Origin of the sequence: Clostridium coskatii, assembly GCF_001675205.1 — a bacterium.
GTDB classification, from domain to species: Bacteria; Bacillota; Clostridia; order Clostridiales; family Clostridiaceae; genus Clostridium_B; species Clostridium_B ljungdahlii.
This window is the reverse complement of the sequence record NZ_LROR01000059.1, coordinates 40,470-63,267: the sequence shown is the minus strand read 5'-3', so window position 1 is coordinate 63,267 and position 22,798 is coordinate 40,470. Positions and strand designations below refer to the sequence as shown.

General features: G+C 30.5%; 24 protein-coding genes. 4 read left to right on the top strand and 20 right to left on the bottom strand.

Going from position 1 to position 22,798, the window contains the following annotated elements; all coding sequences use genetic code 11:
* Window positions 1-198 precede the first annotated feature (198 nt).
* The 3 genes from CLCOS_RS15390 (at window position 199) to CLCOS_RS15385 (ending at window position 1,966) form a co-directional block, all read left to right on the top strand.
* Window positions 199-1,236 (top strand): CotS family spore coat protein, encoded by a 1,038-nt coding sequence (locus tag CLCOS_RS15390; RefSeq protein ID WP_063601558.1) that lies wholly within the window; start codon window positions 199-201, stop codon window positions 1,234-1,236.
* 390 nt (window positions 1,237-1,626) lie between these two features.
* Window positions 1,627-1,734, top strand: coding sequence for a hypothetical protein (locus tag CLCOS_RS23205; RefSeq protein WP_153042946.1), 108 nt, complete (start codon window positions 1,627-1,629; stop codon window positions 1,732-1,734).
* Entirely contained in the window at window positions 1,724-1,966 is a 243-nt protein-coding gene (locus CLCOS_RS15385; protein ID WP_013237484.1) for a hypothetical protein, read from the top strand. The genes CLCOS_RS23205 and CLCOS_RS15385 overlap by 11 nt, the downstream gene beginning before the upstream one ends.
* A gap of 196 nt (window positions 1,967-2,162) precedes the next feature.
* On the opposite strand, the gene CLCOS_RS15380 is transcribed toward CLCOS_RS15385, so the two are convergent.
* The 3 genes from CLCOS_RS15380 to CLCOS_RS15370 all read right to left on the bottom strand — a co-directional run bounded on the left by CLCOS_RS15380 (window position 2,163) and on the right by CLCOS_RS15370 (window position 4,630).
* A complete protein-coding gene (locus CLCOS_RS15380) occupies window positions 2,163-2,495 on the bottom strand; it encodes a hypothetical protein (protein ID WP_063601559.1) in 333 nt (110 codons plus the stop codon).
* A gap of 257 nt (window positions 2,496-2,752) precedes the next feature.
* Window positions 2,753-3,349, bottom strand: a complete 597-nt coding sequence (locus CLCOS_RS15375) for an isochorismatase family protein (RefSeq protein WP_063601560.1) — start codon at window positions 3,347-3,349, stop codon at window positions 2,753-2,755.
* 90 nt (window positions 3,350-3,439) lie between these two features.
* Window positions 3,440-4,630 (bottom strand): multidrug efflux MFS transporter, encoded by a 1,191-nt coding sequence (locus tag CLCOS_RS15370; protein WP_029170023.1) that lies wholly within the window; start codon window positions 4,628-4,630, stop codon window positions 3,440-3,442.
* 309 nt (window positions 4,631-4,939) lie between these two features.
* On the opposite strand from CLCOS_RS15370, the gene CLCOS_RS15365 reads away from it, so the two are divergent.
* Complete coding sequence (locus tag CLCOS_RS15365; RefSeq protein ID WP_013237480.1) at window positions 4,940-5,503, top strand: TetR/AcrR family transcriptional regulator; 564 nt, start codon at window positions 4,940-4,942, stop codon at window positions 5,501-5,503.
* Window positions 5,504-5,636: 133 nt separating this feature from the next.
* On the opposite strand, the gene ppdK is transcribed toward CLCOS_RS15365, so the two are convergent.
* From ppdK to dnaJ, 17 genes are all read right to left on the bottom strand, one after another.
* Window positions 5,637-8,276 carry a pyruvate, phosphate dikinase gene (gene ppdK, locus CLCOS_RS15360; protein WP_063601561.1) on the bottom strand — a complete coding sequence of 880 codons (2,640 nt, stop codon included), beginning with the start codon at window positions 8,274-8,276 and terminating at the stop codon, window positions 5,637-5,639.
* A gap of 67 nt (window positions 8,277-8,343) precedes the next feature.
* A complete protein-coding gene (locus tag CLCOS_RS15355; RefSeq protein WP_013237478.1) occupies window positions 8,344-8,988 on the bottom strand; it encodes a helix-turn-helix transcriptional regulator in 645 nt (214 codons plus the stop codon).
* 208 nt (window positions 8,989-9,196) lie between these two features.
* On the bottom strand, window positions 9,197-9,802 hold the full coding sequence (locus CLCOS_RS15350; RefSeq protein WP_013237477.1) for a DUF4342 domain-containing protein: 606 nt from the start codon (window positions 9,800-9,802) through the stop codon (window positions 9,197-9,199).
* 15 nt (window positions 9,803-9,817) lie between these two features.
* Window positions 9,818-10,591, bottom strand: coding sequence for a DNA repair protein RecO (gene recO / locus CLCOS_RS15345; RefSeq protein ID WP_013237476.1), 774 nt, complete (start codon window positions 10,589-10,591; stop codon window positions 9,818-9,820).
* A 47-nt stretch (window positions 10,592-10,638) separates the two neighbouring features.
* Window positions 10,639-11,520: a GTPase Era gene (era, locus tag CLCOS_RS15340; RefSeq protein WP_013237475.1), complete on the bottom strand. Its 882-nt coding sequence runs from the start codon at window positions 11,518-11,520 to the stop codon at window positions 10,639-10,641.
* A gap of 197 nt (window positions 11,521-11,717) precedes the next feature.
* Window positions 11,718-12,416: a diacylglycerol kinase gene (locus tag CLCOS_RS15335; protein WP_013237474.1), complete on the bottom strand. Its 699-nt coding sequence runs from the start codon at window positions 12,414-12,416 to the stop codon at window positions 11,718-11,720.
* Between the two features lie 41 nt (window positions 12,417-12,457).
* Window positions 12,458-12,952 carry an rRNA maturation RNase YbeY gene (gene ybeY / locus CLCOS_RS15330; RefSeq protein WP_013237473.1) on the bottom strand — a complete coding sequence of 165 codons (495 nt, stop codon included), beginning with the start codon at window positions 12,950-12,952 and terminating at the stop codon, window positions 12,458-12,460.
* A 37-nt stretch (window positions 12,953-12,989) separates the two neighbouring features.
* Window positions 12,990-15,095: an HD family phosphohydrolase gene (locus CLCOS_RS15325; protein WP_063601562.1), complete on the bottom strand. Its 2,106-nt coding sequence runs from the start codon at window positions 15,093-15,095 to the stop codon at window positions 12,990-12,992.
* A 67-nt stretch (window positions 15,096-15,162) separates the two neighbouring features.
* Entirely contained in the window at window positions 15,163-16,317 is a 1,155-nt protein-coding gene (yqfD, locus tag CLCOS_RS15320; RefSeq protein WP_029170142.1) for a sporulation protein YqfD, read from the bottom strand.
* Window positions 16,301-16,585 carry a sporulation protein YqfC gene (yqfC, locus tag CLCOS_RS15315; RefSeq protein ID WP_013237471.1) on the bottom strand — a complete coding sequence of 95 codons (285 nt, stop codon included), beginning with the start codon at window positions 16,583-16,585 and terminating at the stop codon, window positions 16,301-16,303. The genes yqfD and yqfC overlap by 17 nt, the downstream gene beginning before the upstream one ends.
* A 231-nt stretch (window positions 16,586-16,816) precedes the next feature.
* Window positions 16,817-17,260: a GatB/YqeY domain-containing protein gene (locus tag CLCOS_RS15310; protein ID WP_013237470.1), complete on the bottom strand. Its 444-nt coding sequence runs from the start codon at window positions 17,258-17,260 to the stop codon at window positions 16,817-16,819.
* 29 nt (window positions 17,261-17,289) lie between these two features.
* The gene (gene rpsU, locus CLCOS_RS15305; protein WP_007061146.1) at window positions 17,290-17,466 is read right to left on the bottom strand and encodes a 30S ribosomal protein S21; all 177 of its coding nucleotides are present in this window, start codon (window positions 17,464-17,466) and stop codon (window positions 17,290-17,292) included.
* Between the two features lie 140 nt (window positions 17,467-17,606).
* On the bottom strand, window positions 17,607-17,951 hold the full coding sequence (locus CLCOS_RS15300) for a histidine triad nucleotide-binding protein (protein ID WP_013237469.1): 345 nt from the start codon (window positions 17,949-17,951) through the stop codon (window positions 17,607-17,609).
* 59 nt (window positions 17,952-18,010) lie between these two features.
* Entirely contained in the window at window positions 18,011-19,315 is a 1,305-nt protein-coding gene (gene mtaB / locus CLCOS_RS15295) for a tRNA (N(6)-L-threonylcarbamoyladenosine(37)-C(2))-methylthiotransferase MtaB (RefSeq protein WP_029702468.1), read from the bottom strand.
* Between the two features lie 87 nt (window positions 19,316-19,402).
* The gene (locus CLCOS_RS15290) at window positions 19,403-20,158 is read right to left on the bottom strand and encodes a 16S rRNA (uracil(1498)-N(3))-methyltransferase (RefSeq protein ID WP_013237467.1); all 756 of its coding nucleotides are present in this window, start codon (window positions 20,156-20,158) and stop codon (window positions 19,403-19,405) included.
* Between the two features lie 10 nt (window positions 20,159-20,168).
* The gene (prmA, locus tag CLCOS_RS15285) at window positions 20,169-21,110 is read right to left on the bottom strand and encodes a 50S ribosomal protein L11 methyltransferase (RefSeq protein WP_013237466.1); all 942 of its coding nucleotides are present in this window, start codon (window positions 21,108-21,110) and stop codon (window positions 20,169-20,171) included.
* A gap of 336 nt (window positions 21,111-21,446) precedes the next feature.
* On the bottom strand, window positions 21,447-22,595 hold the full coding sequence (gene dnaJ / locus CLCOS_RS15280; RefSeq protein WP_063601563.1) for a molecular chaperone DnaJ: 1,149 nt from the start codon (window positions 22,593-22,595) through the stop codon (window positions 21,447-21,449).
* Window positions 22,596-22,798: the final 203 nt, after the last annotated feature.

The following is a 22,798-nucleotide window of genomic DNA, read 5'->3' as shown; positions in this document are numbered from 1 at the left end:
ATATAATATAATTCTGTAACTTTACTGTAAATGCTATATATTTATTCCTATTTTACCCACATACTAGTAAAAATTATTCTTCTCTATATGAGAAATTTGTTACATTTTATTTTCTGAAACTTCTTTTTTTAAAATAATGTATATTATAAAAGGTACTTTAATATTATTATAGAGGAACAACTTTTGAGGAGTTTTTATATGGATTTGTTATCTGAAAAAACTGTAAAAAAATATGTACTTCCCTATTACAATATGAATGATGCATCTATAGATAGAATCAAATTTAAAAATACAGATAAGCAGAGGGCAGTATATAAAATAAGTCATCTAAATAAAAATTACTGTTTAAAGAAAGTATATTTTGATGAAGCAAATTTACTTTTTGTATATTCTGCCATAGAGTGGCTTTTTAGAAATAACATTAGAGTTCCCAGAATATTACCTACAATTTATGGAGGTCGATATGTAAAATATAATGAAATGCTTTTTATGCTTACTCCCTGGATAACGGGTACCAAATGTAATTATAACATTAAAGATCATCTTTTAGTATCCATTTCTAATTTAGCAAAAATGCATAAAGTAAGCAAAAACTTCACTCCCATTAAAGGTAGTATTGAAAGGATTAATTTTGAAAAAACATATATATCCTTTGAAAAACATTTTAAGCAACTATTAAACTGCTCAAATTTAGCAGTTAAATATAAAGATAAATTTTCACAATTGTTTCTACAATATTTTGAAATCAACCTTATATTGGCACAAATGTCCTCTAGAATATCTTCTTCTATAAACTATGATAATTTAAACACCTGCCTATGCCATCTAGATTACGTAAATAAAAATATAATATTTGATGATAACAATAAAATTTGGATAATAGATTTTGATAAATGCAGCATAGACTATTGTGCCCATGATATCTCCTATTTCTTAAGAAGATTTTTAAAGCGAAATTCTACTAACTGGCAGCTAGATATAACATTAGAATGTTTAAATTTATACGAAAAAACTTTTTCGTTAACATTAGATGATTATAAATATATAATATCTTATTTAGCTTTTCCTCAAAAATTTTGGAAAATATCTAGAGATTATTATAAAAACATATCAAAATGTAATCATAATTCTTTTTACTACTTACTAAAAAAATGTTCTAATAATATTAATCAGTTTAAATTTATTATAAGTTTAGGAAAATACGTAGAAAAAAAGTTTCATACTATTATTATTTAATAGTATGAATTTTTATATTCAGCTTATCAAGAACATTTAAAATAAAAATCAACTAGCTTTAATGATTAACTTCTTACTAAAAACTTAAACATAAAAAAATGATATTGCTTTTATAGCTTTATCTATCTTTAAAGAACTTAACTCTCCATAAATAATCATATTCTTGCCAAACTGTACAGTTTCCTTTACTTCATCTATTATGTTAAAACATTTGTAACAGCCTAATTAACTATCATATAACACTCCTTATTACAACTTTTTTAGTTATGTTAATTATACGTTAAGTATGTTTAAGAAATGTAAACTTTCGACAATAAGCTTTAGAATTATACTATAATTAGGTATGTGAAGTGCAGAAATTATAATTAATATACATTTTTATATTAATGAATGCAAGCTATTATTTATTTGATTGTACGTGGAATTTGTTGTCTAAGTCCTAGTATTCCAGGAATAAGTGAAAATATATCTGTAAGGAGAGTATATTATGGTAATTAGTTGTGAAGAAATGTTTTTTCAAAAAATTAAAATCTTTGACAGGACTATGATTGAAGCTACAAAAGCTAATAAGGAGATGTTTGAATTTGAAGACGAACAGTATGATATTTATTCAAACGGTATATTTGTACAAACTCTGATTAATGACAGAATACTATATCGCATTTTTATTGATGAATATAGGAATGATATTTCTGTACACTATGATTTGTTAAAATGTTTGGAGCACTAATAATTTTAATCAACTTATTATATAAAAAATATATAGTGCTTGTAATTAAAAGTTACCTTATACTTAGAAATATAAGCTTGCTTTCCATTTATCCGATGACTACCTGCTTTAATACTTCCACTTCTCCAAGTGGAAGTATTAAAGCAGGTACGTCCCTGGATAACGATTTATAGCCCCTATATTTGCTAATTATTCACTACAAATTTGATACAACCTCATAAGCATCCCAAATAGCATACATTATGTTTGAAACCTTCCTGGCATCGCCTAAAAGCCGTATATCAGGGATTTCATATTTAAGAGAATTATAAAGTTCTTTATTAGAATTATATCCTACAGCAAGAACTATTGAATCTGCCTCAATCTCCCGCTTACCACTGCCCTCTGTATTTACAAGAACACCTTTATCCGTAGTTTTTACAGCCTTTGACGAAGTTAGAACATCAATATGGTTGTATGGGATAAAAGCTAAAAGCATTCCCATGTTAGCAAAATAGCTTGGACCATTTAAAGCCAGTAAACTATCCATAGCTTCAACAATAGTAACTTTTTTGCCAATTTTTTTAGATAAAGAGCTGTTTCACAACCATACGCCCTAGACATCCTTCATGGCATAAAGGCATGATCGTATCAACGCAGTTTTACTCAGATGCAATTTATTTACCTAATCAGGATCTGCAAGAAGAGGTCTTCCAAGTCCTATCATATCACAAGCACCTTCATCAACATCTTTTCCTTTTTAGGCACAACAATATCTGAATAATCTTTAATATTTTGGTTTCTATTTTATTTTAATAATGAAACTATTTCTTTTGTAGTTCTAATTTTACCAATCCTAGGGAAGATATATCTACAAACATACTCATGTTCTTCCTTTGTTACTGCTGTCATTGCATCTTCTGCAAAAATTTGATTATAACTGTGTTGATATGCTTCTCTTGCTGTAGTGTCTACACCAATGTTAGTAGAAATTCCACCTAATATAATAGTATCAATTCCTCTACGTCTTAATTGTAAATCTAAATCAGTTCCATAAAAAGCCCCCCATTGTCTCTTTGTAACAATATGGGCATCCTTGGTATCTGCTATTTCAGGTACTAGGTTATCCCATCCTTCTGGATATTTCATTCCAGTAACTTTTAAATCTGTTTTTGGTCTAACCATATCTTTACCATCTATAGTAGAAACTCTTACAAGAACTATAAAAGCTCCTTTCTCACTAAACGCATTGACTAGCTTGCTTGCATTTTGAATAACTTCTTCACTTGTATAAGGCGAAGGAGAAACTTCTCTAGCTGTAATTCCATTTTGTAAGTCTATAAGTACAAGAGCACTTTTTCCTACATCAATAAATTCATTTTTATTTAATTTCAGGTTCTCCATATTCATATCTCCTTTTTAATTTTATTTTTATAGAATTAATTATTTAATACTTTTCATAAAAATTAGTCATCCAACAATCTAATAATATTACTAATTTAAACTGAGTTTTTTATAAACTCTAAAGTAGACCCAAATTGCATTTATAAATAACAATGCACTTGTTATAAAAAATACATACTGCATTCCTAAAATTCCTGCAATCTGCCCCCCTAAGACTGAACCTCCAAATACTCCTAAATATCCTGCCGACATGTTGAAACCAAATACTCTGCCAGTAAGAGAAGAAGGTGTTATCTTTTTTAATATAATATTGACAGATGGGTTAAGTCCTGCAGATGCTAGTCCTAATAAAAATCGAAGTCCCATTAGCTGCCAAGTATTTTGTACAAAAGCTTGTGGTATAAAAATAATCACTGCACATATAAGGCATGTTAACATTACTTTATGAGCTCCTATCTTATCTGAAAGCTTTCCAAGTCTTGGAGCAGCAATTATATTGGCAAAACCTGAAGCTGAAAATGTAAGTCCAGCTAAAAGTGCAATATGTGAACTATTATTGGATAGTTGCTTAACGTACACTGTTACAATTGGCTCTACAGAATATAATGCTACAGCTAATATAAAGAAGGTTACAAACATCGTAACAGTTAAGCTTTTTTGTGGAACAGTACTCCATACCTCTTTAATAGTAAGCACTTTTTTATCTTCTCTAACAAATGATTCTTTTACAAATAGAAGCGTTGTGATAAAGGAAATTAAAAGTAAAGCTCCTGTTATGAAAAATACACTTTGTAAACCTAATATCTCATCTATAAAACCACCAATAGTTGGACCAAGCAAAGCCCCTGCAATACTAGCTGTTGAAAGTGTACCTAATGCATATCCTGCATGTTCTTTATCTGTTTGAGTTGCAATCAATGCAGTACAAGCTGTACTATAGCCAGTAATTACACCTTGAAGTAACCTTAAACTTATGAGTATATACACGTTTGGTGCAAACCCCATGCATCCTATTGTTATTGCCATACCAAGGCTTGCTCTAAGTATCATTGGCTTTCGCCCATATTTATCAGCTGCACTTCCCCAAATTGGCGAAAAAATAGCTGAAATTATAAATGTGATACCAAAGGCAATTCCTGAAATTTTTGTAATTGTTGCTGTGTCTTGAACTCCAAGATGTTGTATATAGAGTGGTAATACTGGGGCAATCTGACTCATTCCTATAGCAGCCACAAATATTCCAAACCAACATACTATTAAGTTTTTTCTCCATATTTCCATAAATGTACTCCTTTCTTTTATATAACTTAATTAATAATAAGATTTCTAAATAATAACCAACCCCATAGACAGTGCTATCAATACATATAAATACGTAATAAAATATTAATAAATAGCAAGGCAATAGTAAAGTATATATTATTTATTCTTGCTAGTTGCATTATTGCTATCTTCAACTTGATTATAAACTATATTTTATAGTTTGTAAATTATTAAGTATAGTTTATTAACTATGAAATATAACTTGATAAATATATTTTGTAATGTTAAACTACTGTTATAACATAAGATTATAGGAGTGAGAAGTGAATGCAAAAAAGAAATTTAACTAAAGAAAAAATTATTCAGGTTTCTTTTTCTTTGGCGGATGAAATTGGTCTTAATCAACTTACCTTCCAAAAAATCGCTGAAAAATTGAATATAAAATATCCTTCTTTGTATAATCATTTTAATAATATGGATAGCCTTAAAATAGAAATGACAATATATCTTTTAAATGAATTGAATCAAAAATTAATGCAGAACTTAATTGGTAAGAGTGGTGATGAGGCCATAAAAGAATATGCCAAGATTTATAAAGAGTTTGCTTTTGAAAATACGACCGCTTATAGACTTTTTATGAGTATTCCAAGTACGGAGAACCCAGAGCTATTTAATTTGGCAAAAGGGACTAATCGTATCATTCGTCAAATTTTAGAGTTTTACATTAAGGATGAAGTCCGTTTGGTTCATAAGAGCCGAACTTTAAGAAGTCTTTTGCATGGTTTTGTCTCATTATATTCCTTTGGATATTTTCATAATAATAAAGTAACTTTAGATGAGAGCTTTGAATCTATGATAGATGACTTTATTTCATCACTTTCAAAAAAATAAAAAATAGAGTATTTTACTTAAAATCATTAATGAAATTAAGTCACAATACTCTATCCTTTTCATAGCATCACGATCCTTATTCAACCGCCCACTATATCAAGCTTTCAAATTAAAATCATACTATTAATTTTATTTATTTGATTGGTCTTGGATTCTTTATCTGAGCCTGAGCTGCAGCAAGCCTTGCCACAGGTACCCTAAATGGTGAACAAGATACATAGTCAAGTCCTACATTGTGGAAAAATTCTACAGAAGATGGATCTCCTCCATGTTCTCCACATATTCCAAGATGAATGTCAGGTCTAGTCTTTTTACCTAATTTTACAGCAGTCTCTACAAGTTTTCCTACTCCAACTTGATCTAACCTTTGGAATGGATCAAACTCATATACTTTTTTATCATAATAATCATTCAAAAATTTACCTGCATCATCTCTTGAAAATCCAAAAGTCATTTGAGTTAAATCATTAGTTCCAAATGAGAAGAACTCAGCTTCTTTAGCTATTTCATCAGCTGTAATAGCTGCTCTTGGAATTTCTATCATAGTTCCTACTTCATATTTTAAATTGATTCCCTCTTTTTGTATTATTTCATCTGCTACCCTCACAACTACGTCTTTAACATATTTTAATTCTTTTATTTCTCCTACAAGAGGTATCATAATTTCTGGAACTATATCATACCCTTTTCTCTTTTTAACATCTATAGCTGCTTCTATAATAGCCCTTGTTTGCATTTCAGCTATTTCTGGATATGAAACAGTAAGCCTGCATCCTCTATGCCCCATCATAGGATTAAATTCATGTAGAGAATCTATAGTATCTTTTAGTTCTTGAAAACTTACTCCCATTTCCTTGGCTAAAGACTCTATATCCTCAGTTTCAGTAGGTAAGAATTCATGAAGTGGTGGATCCAAAAATCTAATTGTGACAGGTTTTCCTTCCATTGCCTCATATATTCCAATAAAATCTTTCTTTTGTCTTGGTAGTAATTTATCTAAAGCTTTTCTCCTCTGCTCTTCCGTTTTTGAAACTATCATTTCCCTCATTTCTGGTATTCTATCTTCATCAAAGAACATATGCTCTGTTCTACAAAGTCCTATTCCTTCGGCACCAAAGCTAATAGCCTGGTTTGCATCTCTTGGTGTATCTGCATTTGTTCTAACTCCCAATTTTCTTATATTGTCAGCCCATCCCATGAAGATTCCAAAATCTCCTGATATTTCTGGTGCTACAGTCTTTATAGGCTCTCCATATACATTTCCAGTACTTCCATCTAAAGATATGTAATCCCCTTCTTTGTAAACCTTATCTAATCTTTTGAAAAGCTTTTCCTTTTCACTTACGATAAGGTCACCACATCCAGCTACACAGCATGTTCCCATACCTCTTGCTACAACAGCTGCATGAGATGTCATGCCTCCTCTAACTGTAAGTATTCCTTCAGAAGCTGCCATTCCTTCTATATCTTCTGGAGAAGTCTCTAGCCTTACAAGTATTACCTTTTCACCTTGATCATGATGTTTCTTAGCATCATCTGCTGTAAAATATATCTTACCACAAGCTGCTCCTGGTGATGCAGGAAGTCCATTCGCTATTACAACTGCCCGTTTCAATTCATCACTGTCAAAGTTTGGATGCAATAGTGTGTCGAGCTGTTTAGGCTCAACTTTAAGTATGGCCTCTTCTTTAGTGATGAGACCTTCATCTACCATATTTACTGCTATTCTAAGTGCAGCTTGAGCTGTTCTCTTACCGTTTCTTGTCTGAAGGAAATACAATTTTCCCTGTTCTATGGTAAACTCCATATCCTGCATATCTCTATAATGATTTTCAAGCTTATTTGCTATACTCATAAATTGAGAATAACATTCTGGAAGGTCTTCTTTTAGCTTTGTTATAGGTTGAGGTGTTCTTATTCCTGCAACTACATCCTCTCCTTGAGCATTTATGAGATATTCACCAAATATGGACTTTTCTCCTGTAGATGGATTTCTAGTAAATGCAACTCCAGTTCCTGAAGTTTCTCCCATATTTCCAAATACCATTGATTGAACATTTACTGCAGTTCCCCAATCACCTGATATGTCGTTTAACCTTCTATAAATTATTGCTCTAGGATTTTCCCAAGATCTGAATACTGCAGTAACTGACTGAATTAATTGTTCTTTAGGATCTTGAGGAAAGTCTTCCTTTACTTCTTTTTTATAAATGTCCTTAAATCTCTGGATTATATTCTTTAAATCGGACTCATCTAAATCTGTATCGTATTTTACTCCTTTAGCATTTTTTACATCATCCAATACATCTTCAAATTCTCTCTTTTCAATTCCCATAACTACATCTGAAAACATTTGAATAAATCTTCTATAAGAATCATACGCAAATCTTTCATTTCCTGTCAACTTTTTAAGTCCTATTACAGTATCATCATTTAATCCTAAATTTAATATAGTATCCATCATTCCTGGCATAGAAACTCTGGCTCCTGATCTTACTGAAACTAACAATGGATTTTCTATGCTTCCAAATTTTTTTCCTGTTGTCTCTTCCACATTTTTAAGTGCATCATAAATTTGATCTATAACTTGCTGCGATATAGATTTACCATCTTCATAATATTTGGTACATGCCTCTGTGGATATAGTAAATCCACCGGGAACGGGTATGCCAAGATTGGTCATTTCTGCAAGATTAGCTCCCTTGCCTCCAAGTAAATTTCTCATGCCAGCATTTCCTTCATTGAAAAGATAAACGTACTTCTTACCATTCATACAAACATCTCCCTTATAAAGTTTTTAACATTTTTGTATATTAACAGGATTTACCTGAATAATCGGTTTATTTACTTTCTCCTATCTTTACAAAAAGTCTTGTTATGTTGGTTTTAGATACTTTTCCTATAATTTTAAACGTCTCGTTTTTGGATTTATCATAAGACTTTTCTACTACTGGAAGACTATCTACTTCATGCTCCATTATTTTTTGAGCTGCTAAATATGCAGGATCATCCTTCTGCACACATACTATATTAGGCATTCTTGTCATTATTACACCTACAGGTATTTTATGCATATCTGTACTGCCCATAGCTATTTTTATAAAATCTTTTCTAGAAACAGCTCCTATCAAAACACCATTGTTTTCTATAAATAAAGTCCCTACATCATTTAGAAACAAGTATAGTATCGCATCATACACAGTAGTATTTTCATCTACCATTACTGGTTTTGACATTATATCTTTTACTTTTATTTCCATTATATAATCATATAATAAACTGTAAGAAGGTTTTTGAGAATATATATATCCAACCTTTGGTTTTGCCTCTAATATGCCTGTCATTGTAAGTATGGCTAAATCAGGTCTTAAAGCTGCCCTTGTAACATTCAATTTAGACGCAAGCTGTTCACTTGTTATTGGTGCATGTTCTTTTACTAATTCTATTATTTTTTCTTGCCTTGGTGATAATTTTATGATGTCCACCCTCTCTCTTCATAGTAAATTAAGTTAATTGTAAAAATATTTACTAAGAGGAATTTACAGTTCATAACTGTATTCTTAAAGCTATTATACCACATATATACAAATTAATAATATACTCTTCTTTGTTTTATTCAAAATTGTCAATATATTTTAAATTGTATATGAGTTGAACCCAAAATATCTTTTTAATACAACTTAATAATAAAATTTATTGCTTATCACTACTTTTTTCCTCATTTTCTCCATATCCTTTTTCATCCTCATCAATGTCATCAAATTTTACAGTATACTTGTATGTGTTTTTATCTTCATCTTCGTTTTTATTAGTAAATTTATCTTTTACAGAAGATGCTGCATTAAAAACTTTATCTTTTACATCATCTACAGTGCTCTTTACTCCACTTTTTATTATTTTATCTACTACTTCTACACTTCCATCATCTTTTATTATCTCTATGCTCAGTTTTGTAAACACAGCAGTCAATATGCCTATAGCTATAAGTGGAGGCCATACAAGTGCTGTTAATGTAGCTGCAATACCTGCATTTACTGGAATATCAAGTACTGTTCTATCCTCTCTTCTTATTTTTATCCTAGTTACATTTCCCTTTCTAACCAAGTCCTTTAACCAATCAAGAAATTCGTCTTTTGTAGTATACATACTATCCTTAGTTGATTTTTCAGTTTCTTCTATATATATAAGTGCATCAACCACATTTCCTTCACAATTTTCTAAAGCTTCCTTTGCTTCGGCGTAAGTTACCCCAGTTCTCTCTCTTATAATATCAATTTTTTCTAATGTTATTTCACTCATAATTTTCTCTCCTTTTCAATTTTTATTTTTTTCAAAACTTTGAAGGCAATTTAAAACATCTAAACTTTTAGGTTTTCTAAAATAGTTTTGAGAAATAATTAATGTTAAAATTTTATATAGTTCTTTTTTTACATCTTCTGATAATATAACCTTATATACATTTTCTAAAGGAATTTTAGACAAATATTTGAGCGCACTTGACGTAGCATATTTTATAGGTATACCATTTACTTTTTCACATTCACTGCAAACTCCACCTAAATACTGAAGATTTAAATAATCAAAAGAGGTAATTTTTTTTCTACATAGAGCACAATGATCAAAATTAAGACCATATCCTGTAATCTGTAAAATTTTTAGTTCAAATGCTCTGGCTAAAGTTTCTACATCAACTCCATGACTTCTTATAAGATAAAAACAAGTAACCAGATATCTAAATAATTCACTGCTAGTTTCACCGTCATTCATTGCTATATCGGTAAGTTCACAAAAATAAGAAGCATAAGTTAAATCATTTAAATCATTTAATAAATCCTGAAATGAATCTATTAAACTACTTTCATTTATTACATACAAGTTCTTACCTTTATACACTACATAATCTCCATAACAAAACTGAAGTGTAGTAGAAAATAGAGAGTTTTTACTACTTTTTGATCCTCTAGCTATAGTTGCTATCTTGCCTAATTTTTCAGTAAAAAGCCATACCAATTTATCTGACTCTTTTATATCTTGAGTTTTAATTATGACAGCTCTAGTTTTGAATATGTTCAGAAAATCATCCCCCACTACAGTTCTAATTATATTATGTCCTTATTTTAAAATAAATTCCCATACTATTTATATCCTAATTCTTTTAACAATCTATCACTATCTCTCCATTCTTTCTTAACTTTAACCCATACCTTTAAATAGACCCTAGTATCTAAAAATTTTTCAATATCTTTCCTTGCATAAGTTGAAATTTTCTTCAACATGGCACCATTTTTACCTATAATTATACCCTTATGGGAATCTTTTTCACAGAGTAATGTAGCTTCTATATTGTAAATTCCCTTTGAGTCTTTTTTCATTGAGTCTATTTCTACTGCTATTCCATGTGGGACTTCTTTGGAAAGAAGCCTGAGTGCCTTTTCCCTAATTATCTCAGACACTATAAATTTCTCCTGTTTATCCGTAATCATATCATCCGGATAATATTTAGGTCCTTCAGGCATATACTTTACCATAAGATCTATTAATTCTTCCACATTCTTTTTCTTTAATGCAGATATAGGTATTACCTCCACAAAATTAAATATAGCTGAATAATTTTTTAAAGTTTCTGCTACTCTCTGTTCTGGATTTTCATCTATTTTATTTAAAACTAAAAACACAGGTACATTACATTTTTTAAGTTCTTCTAAAATATACAAATCCCCTTTGCCTGGCTCTAATTCAGGAGTAGTTAAAAAAAGCACCAAATCTACATCTTTGATGGAATCCTCAGCAGCTTTAACCATATAGTCCCCCAGTTTATGTTTGGGTTTATGTATACCTGGTGTGTCTACAAAAACCAACTGAAAATCATCCTCTGTTAGAATAGTCTGTATACTGTTTCTAGTAGTCTGCGGCCTACAAGATACAATAGACAACTTTTCCCCCATTATATTATTCAAAAGTGTTGATTTTCCCACATTAGGTCTTCCTATTATTGTAATAAATCCTGATTTAAACATAAATTTTCTCCTTATTTTCTAAATCTTTTTTGTAAAAGTTTCTACTAAAGTTTTTTCCATATTTTTATCATACAAATTTTCATATATCTTAAATAGTATACTTTCCATATTTCTGATGAAAATTCTAAAATTACTTGTCTACATAATTCATATTATTCCCCTAAAAAACATATAAATATAATATTTAAATTCTCCTTTTATCCAAATACTCTAAAAAGAAATACAGTTATTAAAACACCAAATGCTCCTCCACAAACTACTTCTATAACTGAATGAGTATCTGAATCCACCCTGCTTTGCGCCACTATAAATGCCAAAAGGTAACTCAATATTACCACTGCTAATTGTTCTGATATCAATGCTATAGTAGTAGCTATAGAAAAAGCTATGGCACTATGACCACTTGGCATTCCTCCTTTTAATGGGGTTCCTTCACCAAAAATCGCCTTTATAATTATTGTAGTTATAAATACAATTGCAAGTATTATAAATATTACATAAGGATTTGTACTTTTTACCTTCCTCATGACTATAAAATTAATATACTTTAGTTTATCCCAAAATATTATATATCCTACCACAACAGCATTTACAGCAGCAACTAGCACTCCACCAGCAGCCACATTTTTAGCAATTTTAGCAAGTGGATGATAGTAGTTTATAGTAGCATCTATAGCAGATTCTACAGCAGTATTAAAAAGTTCCGCAATAATAACAATACTTATCGTTATTATTACGGCTAATATCTCCATTTTACTTAAATCATAAATAAAGCATATAACTAATACTAAAAGAGCTGCTATCATATGTATTTTCATATTTCTCTGAGTTCTTACAGAATATATTATACCTTCAATAGCATAGTTAAAACTATCCAATAGCTTTTTAACCTTCATCTCTATTCCCCATTTTATGTAATTTTAACTTATATACATTATTATAGTTTGAATCCGCTTAAAATTTCCTCTTCCCTCTGCCTCATGATTTTTTTATCACTTTCTTCCATATGATCATATCCTAAAAGGTGAAGTACTGAATGTACTGTTAAATAGCAAGCTTCCCTTAAAAATGAATGCCCAAATTCCTGAGCCTGTTCCTCTGCTCTTTCAAGAGAAAGTGCTATATCACCTAATACTAAATTTCCATCATCCATATCGCTTTCTTCAAATTCATGATTTACATATACCTGTTTAAATACGCTGCCTTCTGGATACTCTAACATTGGAAAAGATAATACATCAGTTACCTTATCTATGTTTCTATTCTCCCTATTTATATTTTTTATCTCTTCATTATCTATAAAAATAACACTTATTTCACATGGAATATTTACATTCTCTTCTTTTAGAGCACATTGTATTACACCTTTTATATTTTCTTCTAACTCTTGTGTTACTTCTAGTTTATTTTGTCTATTATCTATAAAAATCATTTACGTTCCTCCCAATTTAGTATGTAAAAGTTCTACTTTAAGTAGAACTTTTTAATTGATTAATAGATTTTTTAGAGAATTTATCCTCCGGGTATTCTATTCTATGGTGATATATTCCCTGTAAAGCTTTTATAAATGCAATTTTTATTTTGCCTATATCTTTTAAAGTAAGCTCACAATTATTAAGCTGACCTTCATCTAATCTGTCTTTAATTATGTTATTTACCATTTCCTCAATTTTATCCTCAGTTGGGTCATTTATTGACCTTACAGCAGCTTCTACACCATCTGCTAACATTATTATACCCGATTCCTTTGTCTCAGGTATTGGACCTGGGTATCTAAAATCATCCTCTTTTACATCCTCTGGTTTTTCACTTGAATTTTTCATAGTAACATAAAAATATTTTACGAGAGATGTGCCATGATGCTGCTGTATAGCATCTATTATTATTTTAGGAAGCTTATACTCCCTAGCCATTTCAATTCCATCTTTAACATGGGATATTATTATTAAAGCACTTAAGCTAGGAGTTAACTTGCTATGAGGATTATCTTTTCCCAGCTGGTTTTCTTTGAAAAAATAAGGTCTTCTTATTTTACCTATATCATGATAATAAGCTGCTACCCTAGCCAAAAGTGGATTCCCACCTACTTCTTCTGCTGCTACTTCTGCTAAATTTCCAACTAATAGACTATGATGATAACTTCCCGGTGCCTCCATAAGCAATCTCTTTAGAAGTGGATTATTAGGATTAGATAGTTCTAAAAGTTTTATAGTTGTAACTATATTAAATACTCCTTCAAAAAGAGGTAAAAAACCTATAACTAAAATTCCAGAAATTATAGTTGAAATTCCAATATATACTGCCTTTTCAACTACATCTGCCATATTATCACTGATTAAAAACCCCATTGAAAAAGTAAGTATAACATTTATAACTGTCATATATAAACATGAAAATAATATATCCATTCTCTGCTGCATCTTTTTAAGGATAATAGATCCTACTACAGAATTTACCACAGCTAGCACTGTTATGTCCAGGCTAAATTGTACAGCCACACTTATTAAAACACAATTAATAGTACTTATTACTAGTGAAACTTTTTTTCCAACAAGAAGTGATACTATCATAGGTACAAATGTAAGTGGTATTAAGAAAGTAGAAATTATGCCAATGGTCCTAGCCATAAATATAGCTAATAAGCTCAATATATTAACCATTATAAGCATTTTTAAGTCATTATATATTTTAGGACAATATATAGAAAAATATGCCCATTCCAATACTAATACTAAAAGAATCAGTATACCTAATGAAATATAAATATGCCATTGAAAATGTGAACTATTATTTAGAAGTCCTAAGTCTCTTAACACTTCTATTTGGTATTTTGTTACAGGTTCGCCTTCTTTTACTATAATTTGATCCTTTTTTATTATAACTGGTGAAACTTTTTTTACAGCTTCTCTTCTGAGTTCTTCTGTCTTATCTTTATCATAAAAGAAATTTGGAGAAATTTGAGAATATCCTATTTTAGTAGCTATGTCCTTTAAATTTTTTGACAAACTATTAGAAGTACTCACTTTCAGCAATATAATTTCCTGGGCTCTTTTTATATCTTCTCTATTATCCCTTTGTGTGTTATCGCTTATATTATTGCTATCATACATATCTGAGAGAGATTTTTGCAAAAAATCCTGAAGTTGTTTTAATTCATCTTTATTCAACTTTATTATATCCTGATAATCATCATCTGCTAATCCTATATTATCTTCACTTTTTAATTTTTGTATTTTATCCTTTTCTTCCAATTGTGAACTATTTACCTGATCTATTTTAGAAAAAAAACTATTTAACTTACTGATAACTCCCGTTTTCACTTCAGGTTTTTTATTGTATTGAATTGGTACAGAATCCTCTGCCTGTCGAATGCGCGTTTCTGTGGATAATTCATCCTTAACTTCCCTTGGTGCTTTTATATCGACTTTGGCAATATCTCCTTCCTTCAAGTTATATTTTTTTGTCGTTAGTCCAGTTACAAGTAGCGAATAAATAAATATAAAACTTATCATAAAAACAATTATTTTATTAACTTTTTCTTGTAAAAAAACCTTTTTTAATGATAGTTTTTTCAATTAAGCTCACCCTTTATTCTTCATTTTATACGTATCTCTTTATATAATCTTTAGTTATATTTTGCCCTTAATTTGTAATTGTATCTGGAATGGCTATGTTTTCTTCTGCTGTAACTTGTACTTTAACCTTACAAGGATCCTGACCCTCATAAGTAATTACCTTATTTACAATTTTTATAGATTTATCCAAATTGCAAGATATATTATTGTAAAGTTTTTGCCCAGTGTCTTGTACTATTTTTTGAAGATTTCCTTTTACTGTAACTTGTTTAACTTCAAAATAAGTCTCTTTTCCAAAGATGAATTTACTTTCCTCTATTTTATCATATTTATTAAATTTATTATTATCTTTTTTCAGATACTGTTTCTTTCCCCTGAAATTAATATAATAGTTTTCTATTTTCTTACCTGTCCTCTCATTTTTTATATTATTTACTTTTACAGTTTCAGATGCCTCATAGGTAGTCGTGCATATAATATATCCTGCAGCATGAACACTATAAGTTGATCCTTCCAATCCTTGTTCACCTTTTACAAGTAGCTGTCCCTTTTTTACATCATCCCCCACTTTTACAACAACAGTTCCTTTAGTGGTATATGCTCTTACAACTTTTCCATCTCTTTTGGCTATTAAATTACAAGGAGTGTTTTCTTCCACTATATTAGGAGGTGATTTTCTCTGAACTACACTTACATTTAATTCAGAACCCTGTATTCTCACCTTTGCCCACATTATATTGTCATTATCCTTTACTAAATCTTTTTCTATTTTATATACATTTATTTTATCTTTGTTAATACCTGGCTTTATGCCATAAGATTTAAGCTGCTGTCTTATTATATAAGGCGGCAATCCTTCTTCAGAATTTATTTTTACACTCCATATAAAAGTAGATAAATAATATATTGTTCCTATAAATAAAATTATTCCGAATACTAAAGTTATTTTTCTCTTAAGCTTAATTATAAAAAATATAGGACCTCTTCTATTTATTATCTTTATTCTAGTTCCAGTTCTTCTTGCTATATCCTCTATCTTATCATAATCTCTTAAATTTATCTCCATAGTCATAGTTGTAATACTTTTCTTTTTAATATTTTTTATGTAGATATTATTTTTCCACATAACGTTAATAAATTTTTCAGGTATAAGGGATTGTATTTCCAATAAAATTATTCCGCTTCTATAGTTTTTAAAACTAAATTTACTTGTTTCCTTCATAGACTATAGATGTAAATCTTCCTCCTATAGTTATAGTGCTTCCTCCCATAAAAAGCACTTCAAATCTACTTCCATATATGGATATCAATCCTATACCTGAATTAACTTTTATTTGACTTTCATCAAACGCTATAATACCTCTATGATTTTCAATTATTATTTCATTATCTCCTGTAATTTTGATTTGGGGCATATTTAAAATTATATCTCCGGGCAATTCCAGTTTATCTGCAATATTCCGTTTTGCATTGTATATCTTGTCTCCCATAGTATCACCTCTAAGAATTTATATATATTCACTTAAATATATTAGCTTACTCCTAATAATTTATGAGATATGTATATAATAAATTACATAAAGTTCCTAAATTTATCTGATGGTTACCTACTGTAACACTCCCACTAAGTAAGCTTCATTGATTAGGCATCTGTAATTACAATCTTTAAAGCGTACCGGAAGTAAAAAAAGGTTGAGATACAATCTCAACCTTTTACTCATTTAATTTAAATGTTCTTTTACTATTTGACTTACAAGTTTGCCATCTGCTCTGCCTCTAGTTTTAGGCATAACAATTGCCATAACCTTTTTCATATCTTTAATACTTTCTGCACCCACTTCATTAACTGCATTCCGAATAATTTCGGAAATTTCCTCTTTACTTAACTGCTGAGGAAGGTATTCCAACAAGATATCTATTTCAGATTTTGCTTTTTCAACTAGATCCTGCCTTTTCCCTTTTTCAAATTCAAGTATAGATTCACGCCTCTCTTTGACTTCTTTTGCTATTATATCTATAATTTTCTCATCGTCAAGTTTTTTTCCATCAGTTTTTTCTACCAACAAGACAGCCGCTTTAGCCATACTTATAGTGTTTGCTTTAAATTTGTCTCCAGATTTTAAAGCATTCTTCCAGTCTTCTTGCAATCTTTCTTTAAGAGACATTACCAGTTAATACCCTCTTTCAAAGAATTCTATTTAAATTTTCTCTTTCTTGCAGCTTCTGATTTTTTCTTTCTCTTTACACTTGGCTTTTCATAGTGTTCTCTTTTTCTAACTTCTGAAAGAACACCAGCTCTAGCACATTTTCTCTTAAATCTTCTCAATGCACTTTCTATAGTTTCATTTTCTCCAACTTTTATTTCTGACATATTATCTCCCTCCCTCCGCTAGCTCAATTCAATTTAAAAAATCAAATACAGTTAACATGGGTCAAATAGCACATAGCCATTATACAATAAACCTTTCGATACTGTCAACAATTTCATAACTCTTAAATTGTCCTATAATTTTAGCCCGGAGGCCATGCAAACGATCTACCACCTAGTAAATGAAAATGAACATGATGTACTGTCTGTCCTGCCTCTTCTCCACAGTTAGTTACAATTCTATATCCTTTTTCATCTATACCAAGTTTAGCTGCAATCTGTTTTGCAACTAAATATATATGAGCAATTATTTTAGAATCATCTTCGGTAAGATCATTTATACTGCCTATATGTTTTTTAGGTATTATAAGTACATGCACTGGTGCAGCTGGTTCTATATCTTTAAAACTTAGTACCATATCATCTTCATATATTTTCTCAGATGGAATTTCACCCTTTATTATTTTGCAAAAAATACATTCTTCCATAAATTTCACCTCCCTTAACAGTATAATATTCAATAATTAATAATAAAATCCTGCTAAAGTCAAATAAATTTTTTCAACTTTCCTTCTATATATCCATCTTTTGTACCTTCAAGTTGCGTACACAAGATTTTTCCTTCCAAATTTAAAGCTTTTTCGCACTTTGTTATTACCTTTATATAATTTGGAGTATAGCCTTCGAAATATGTTCCATCATTGTCAATTTCTTGTTCATAGAGTACATCCATATTATATCCTAAAAATTTATTCATAAACTTCTTTTCTAATTTTTTATCTAACTCCAATACTTTGCTACTTCTTTCATCCTTAGTTTTACCATCTACCTGTCCGGGCATATCTGCAGCTTTAGTCCCACTTCTCCTGCTGTATTTAAATACATGCATCTTGGAAAGAGCTATTCTATTTAAAAAATCATAAGTTTTATTAAATTCTTCTTCTGTTTCTCCAGGGAACCCAACTATGATATCTGTAGTTATAGATGCATTTTCTATGGCATTTCTTATCTCATATACTATTTTTTCATATTCTGAAGTGGTATATCTCCTGTTCATTCTCTTTAAGGTTTCATCGCATCCACTTTGAAGTGAAAGATGAAAATGAGGACATAACTTTTCTAACTTTGACATTTTCTCTATAACACCTTCTGTAAAAAATTGAGGGTCTATAGATCCAATTCTAACTCTATCGATGCCTTTTACTTTATCTATCTCCTGTAATATTCTCAAAAGATTCCAGTCTCCGTCTATATCTGTACCATAAGATGCAATATGTATACCTGAAAGTATAATCTCTTTAAAATTATTACGAGATAATTTCTCTACTTCCTCAATTATTTTGTCTGGAGATTTACTGCACACAGCGCCCCTAGCAAAAGGTATTGCACAATAAGAACAAAATCTATTACATCCATCTTGAATTTTTAAAAAAGCTCTCGTTCTCTTTTGGTATTCGTCTATCTTCAAGTCTTCAAATGTTTTATTTTTCAATACTTCATTTACTTTGACTATTTTTTTCCCTTCATAAGAGACCCTACTTACCCAATATACTACGTCTCCTTTATTTCTAGTTCCTAGGACTACATCTACCCCTTCTATTTCTGATACCTTGTCTGGTGCAATTTGGGAATAACACCCTACTACAGCAATTACAGCATTACTATTTTTTTTCCTAGCCCTATGTATCATCTGTCTAGATTTTTTATCTCCCATATTGGTTACAGTACAAGTATTCACCACATACACATCTGCATAATCTTCAAAGTCTACAATATCATATCCCTCTTGTATAAATTTTTCAGCCATAGCTTCAGTTTCATACTGATTTACCCTACATCCTAAAGTAGACATACCTACCTTTTTATTTCTTCCATAAGCATTAAAGAATTCTTTGTTATCAAGGGTTAAATCAAATTTTTTTTCATTAATTGAATTCACCTAGTAAAGACCTCCTAAATCTCCTAATTCATACATGATAAGCGATATGCATACAAAACCTGCCGTTTCAGTTCTAAGTATTCTTGGGCCTAATGTAGCTATATGAGAGTTTATATTTTTAAGTTCATCTATTTCTTGTTCTTCAAATCCACCTTCAGGTCCTATCACAATAGCTATTTTCTCTAGATTACTTTTATCTTTTATAGAATTTACTATTTTTTTTATACCTGTATTACTTTCATTTTCATAGGGAACTACTATAACATCCATATATTCCCCTTCACTCAAAAGTTCTTTGAAACTAATTGGAACATTAACCTTAGGAATTATGCTTCTCTTACACTGCTTACAAGCTTCCTTAGCAATTTTATTCCATCTATCTACCTTTTTAAATTCTCCTGAATCATTTTTTACAACAACCCTACTTGTAACAACAGGTGTAATTTCATAAACTCCAAGTTCAACAGCCTTCTGTACTATCAAATCCATTTTACCAGACTTAGGTAACCCTTGAAAAAGATAAATTTTAATCTTGCTTTCATTATATAGCGTAAGTTCTTCTATAATGTTTACCACAACTTCATCTTTATCTATTTTCTCTATAGCACCTAAAAATTCTTTTCCATTACAGTTATTTATGTTTATCTTGTCTCCACATTTAAGTCTAAGTACTTTTCGTATATGTTTTACATCTTCGCCCCTAATATAGGCTGTATTAAAATTTATGTCTTCCTGAGGCACAAAAAATTTATTCATAACATACCACCTATTTCACTGATGCTACTATGCACACCCATTCTCCATCTTCATTTATTTCTTCTATTTTAAATCCTGTTTTATTTAATTTATCAACTACTTCTTCTTTTCTTTCTAATATTATACCGGAGCATATAAAAACTCCTCCTGGAAGCATAAAATCCTTAACTCCATCAGCTAAAAAAATTATAACATCTGCAATTATATTGGCAACTACAATATTCGCCTTGCCTTTAACTACATCCATAAGATCTCCGTGAAGTATATTCACATTTTTAATATGATTATATCCAACATTTGTTGACGCAGATTTTACAGCTACAGGATCCAAATCCACTCCTGTAACTTCTTTTGCTCCAAGTTTTGAAGAAGTTATTGCTAGTATACCTGAACCAGTTCCTATGTCAAATACAGTATATTCAGGTTTAATATATTTTTCTAATGCCTTTATGCACATTTTTGTAGTTTCATGAGTACCAGTACCAAAAGCCATACCTGGATCAAGTTCTACTATTATATCATCTTTTTCTGCTTCATAATTCTCCCATATTGGTTTTACTACTATATGTTTTCCAACTTTATAAGGCTTATAATATTCTTTCCACTTATTCTCCCAGTCTTCTTCATTTACTTTAGATACCGTAATTAAACCTTTTCCTTTATCTATACCAAAACTTTCTAAGTTATTTATACTATCTTTTATGTATTTCAAATATCCATTTAAGTTCTTATCCTGCTTATAATATCCTTTTACTACTGCCGTTCCATCTTTTATTTTAAGCAAGCTCTCATCAAAATAATCCCAATCTTCTGGATGCTTTTTCTTAAATTCTACATCCTGAGAATCTTCTATAGATACACCTTTAACTTCAGTATTGTAAAGTATTCCTGAAACTGCCTCTACTGCCTCACTGCTAGTAGTAATTGAGACTTCTATCCATTCTTTGTCCATAGGTTTCCTCCTATACAAAATTTTAACTTATACGCAGATATATTTTAGATTAATAATTCAACTTTCACAGTTTAAAAATATTGCGAAACAATTTTCCTAAAGTTCAAAGTTCAAAGTTCAAATATCAATAAAGACAATTTTCTTTCTAACGTCAGAAAATATTAAAATTATAGGTTTCCTGAGACACGAGGGAAATCATCTTTATCTGTTCTTTGTTATTTGAACTTTGTTATTTTAAAAAGCTTTGCTTCGCAATATTTTTATATTAAGTCAATTTCTTATGTGCGAAAATTGACTTAATAACTATTAACTATTAATTCTTAACTATTAATTATATTAGTGGTGATGTTTAAGTTTATCAAAGATAGACTTTTTTCCACTTTCTCCTGCAGGTATTTCTCCACTCGCCTCCATAAGCATTACAATGGCTTCTCTCTGCTTTTCATTTAAATCCTTAGGTACATCAACAATTACATTTACATATTGGTCACCTCTACCATGACCATTAACCCTAGGGACACCCTTGCCTTTAAGTCTAAACACAGTTCCTGATTGAGTTCCTGATGGTACATCATACTTTACATCCCCATCTATAGTTGCAACTTTTAAACTAGTTCCAAGGGAAGCTTTACCAAAGCTTATATGTGTATCTGTATATATATCAAATCCCTTTCTCTTAAACTTAGAATGAGGTGAAACCCTTATATTTACATAAAGATCTCCTGACTGTCCACCGTTCTTGCCACTTTCTCCTTGTCCCCTTAATGGAATTATATTTCCATTATCTACTCCTGCTGGAACCTTCACTTTTATCTTTCTATGTTTTCTTACTGCACCTTTTCCTCTGCATTCTGGACAAGGATCTTTTATTATAGTTCCTCTTCCACCACATTTATCACAAGTGCTCATACTTACAAAGCTTCCAAGAGGCGTATTCCTCTGAGTTCTCATCTGTCCTGTTCCACCGCATTTATCACAAGTATGGGGATGTGTTCCTTTTTTAGCTCCTGTTCCACCACAAGCCTCACATTTTTCATTTCTAGCTATATTTATTTCCTTTTCCACTCCAAAAACAGCTTCTTCAAAAGTTAAATTTAGAGTATATTCAAGATCTGCTCCTTTTTGTGGTGCATTTCTTCTTCTGCTGCTAGAGCCAAATCCGCCTCCACCACCAAAGAAAGAATCGAATATATCTCCAAAGCCTCCCATGTCTGAAAAATCAAAACCTCCAAAGCCTCCAAAGCCTGCATCACCGCCGCCATTGAAGTCAGTTGTTCCAAACTGATCATATTGTGCCTTTTTCTGAGGATCTGAGAGTACTTGATAGGCTTCATTTATTTCCTTAAATTTTTCTTCAGCTTTTTTATCATTGGGGTTCCTATCTGGGTGGTATTTCAATGCTAATTTTCTAAATGCTTTTTTTATATCTCCATCACTTGCACCTTTTTCAAGTCCAAGTACTTCATAATAGTCCTTCTGTGCCATTTTTTACTTTTCACCACCTAAAATATTTTCATTAAACTAAAATTTAAGTTCTAATTTCTGTAACTCCTTTTCCCTTCGGTCAAATGAGTAAGTGATTCACGCCAAATCGGAGATTTGGGTTCTCTACTTAAATTAAGGGAAGAGTATAAAAACTCATCCCTTAACTATTACCATTATACACACTTATTATATAATCGTGAAGA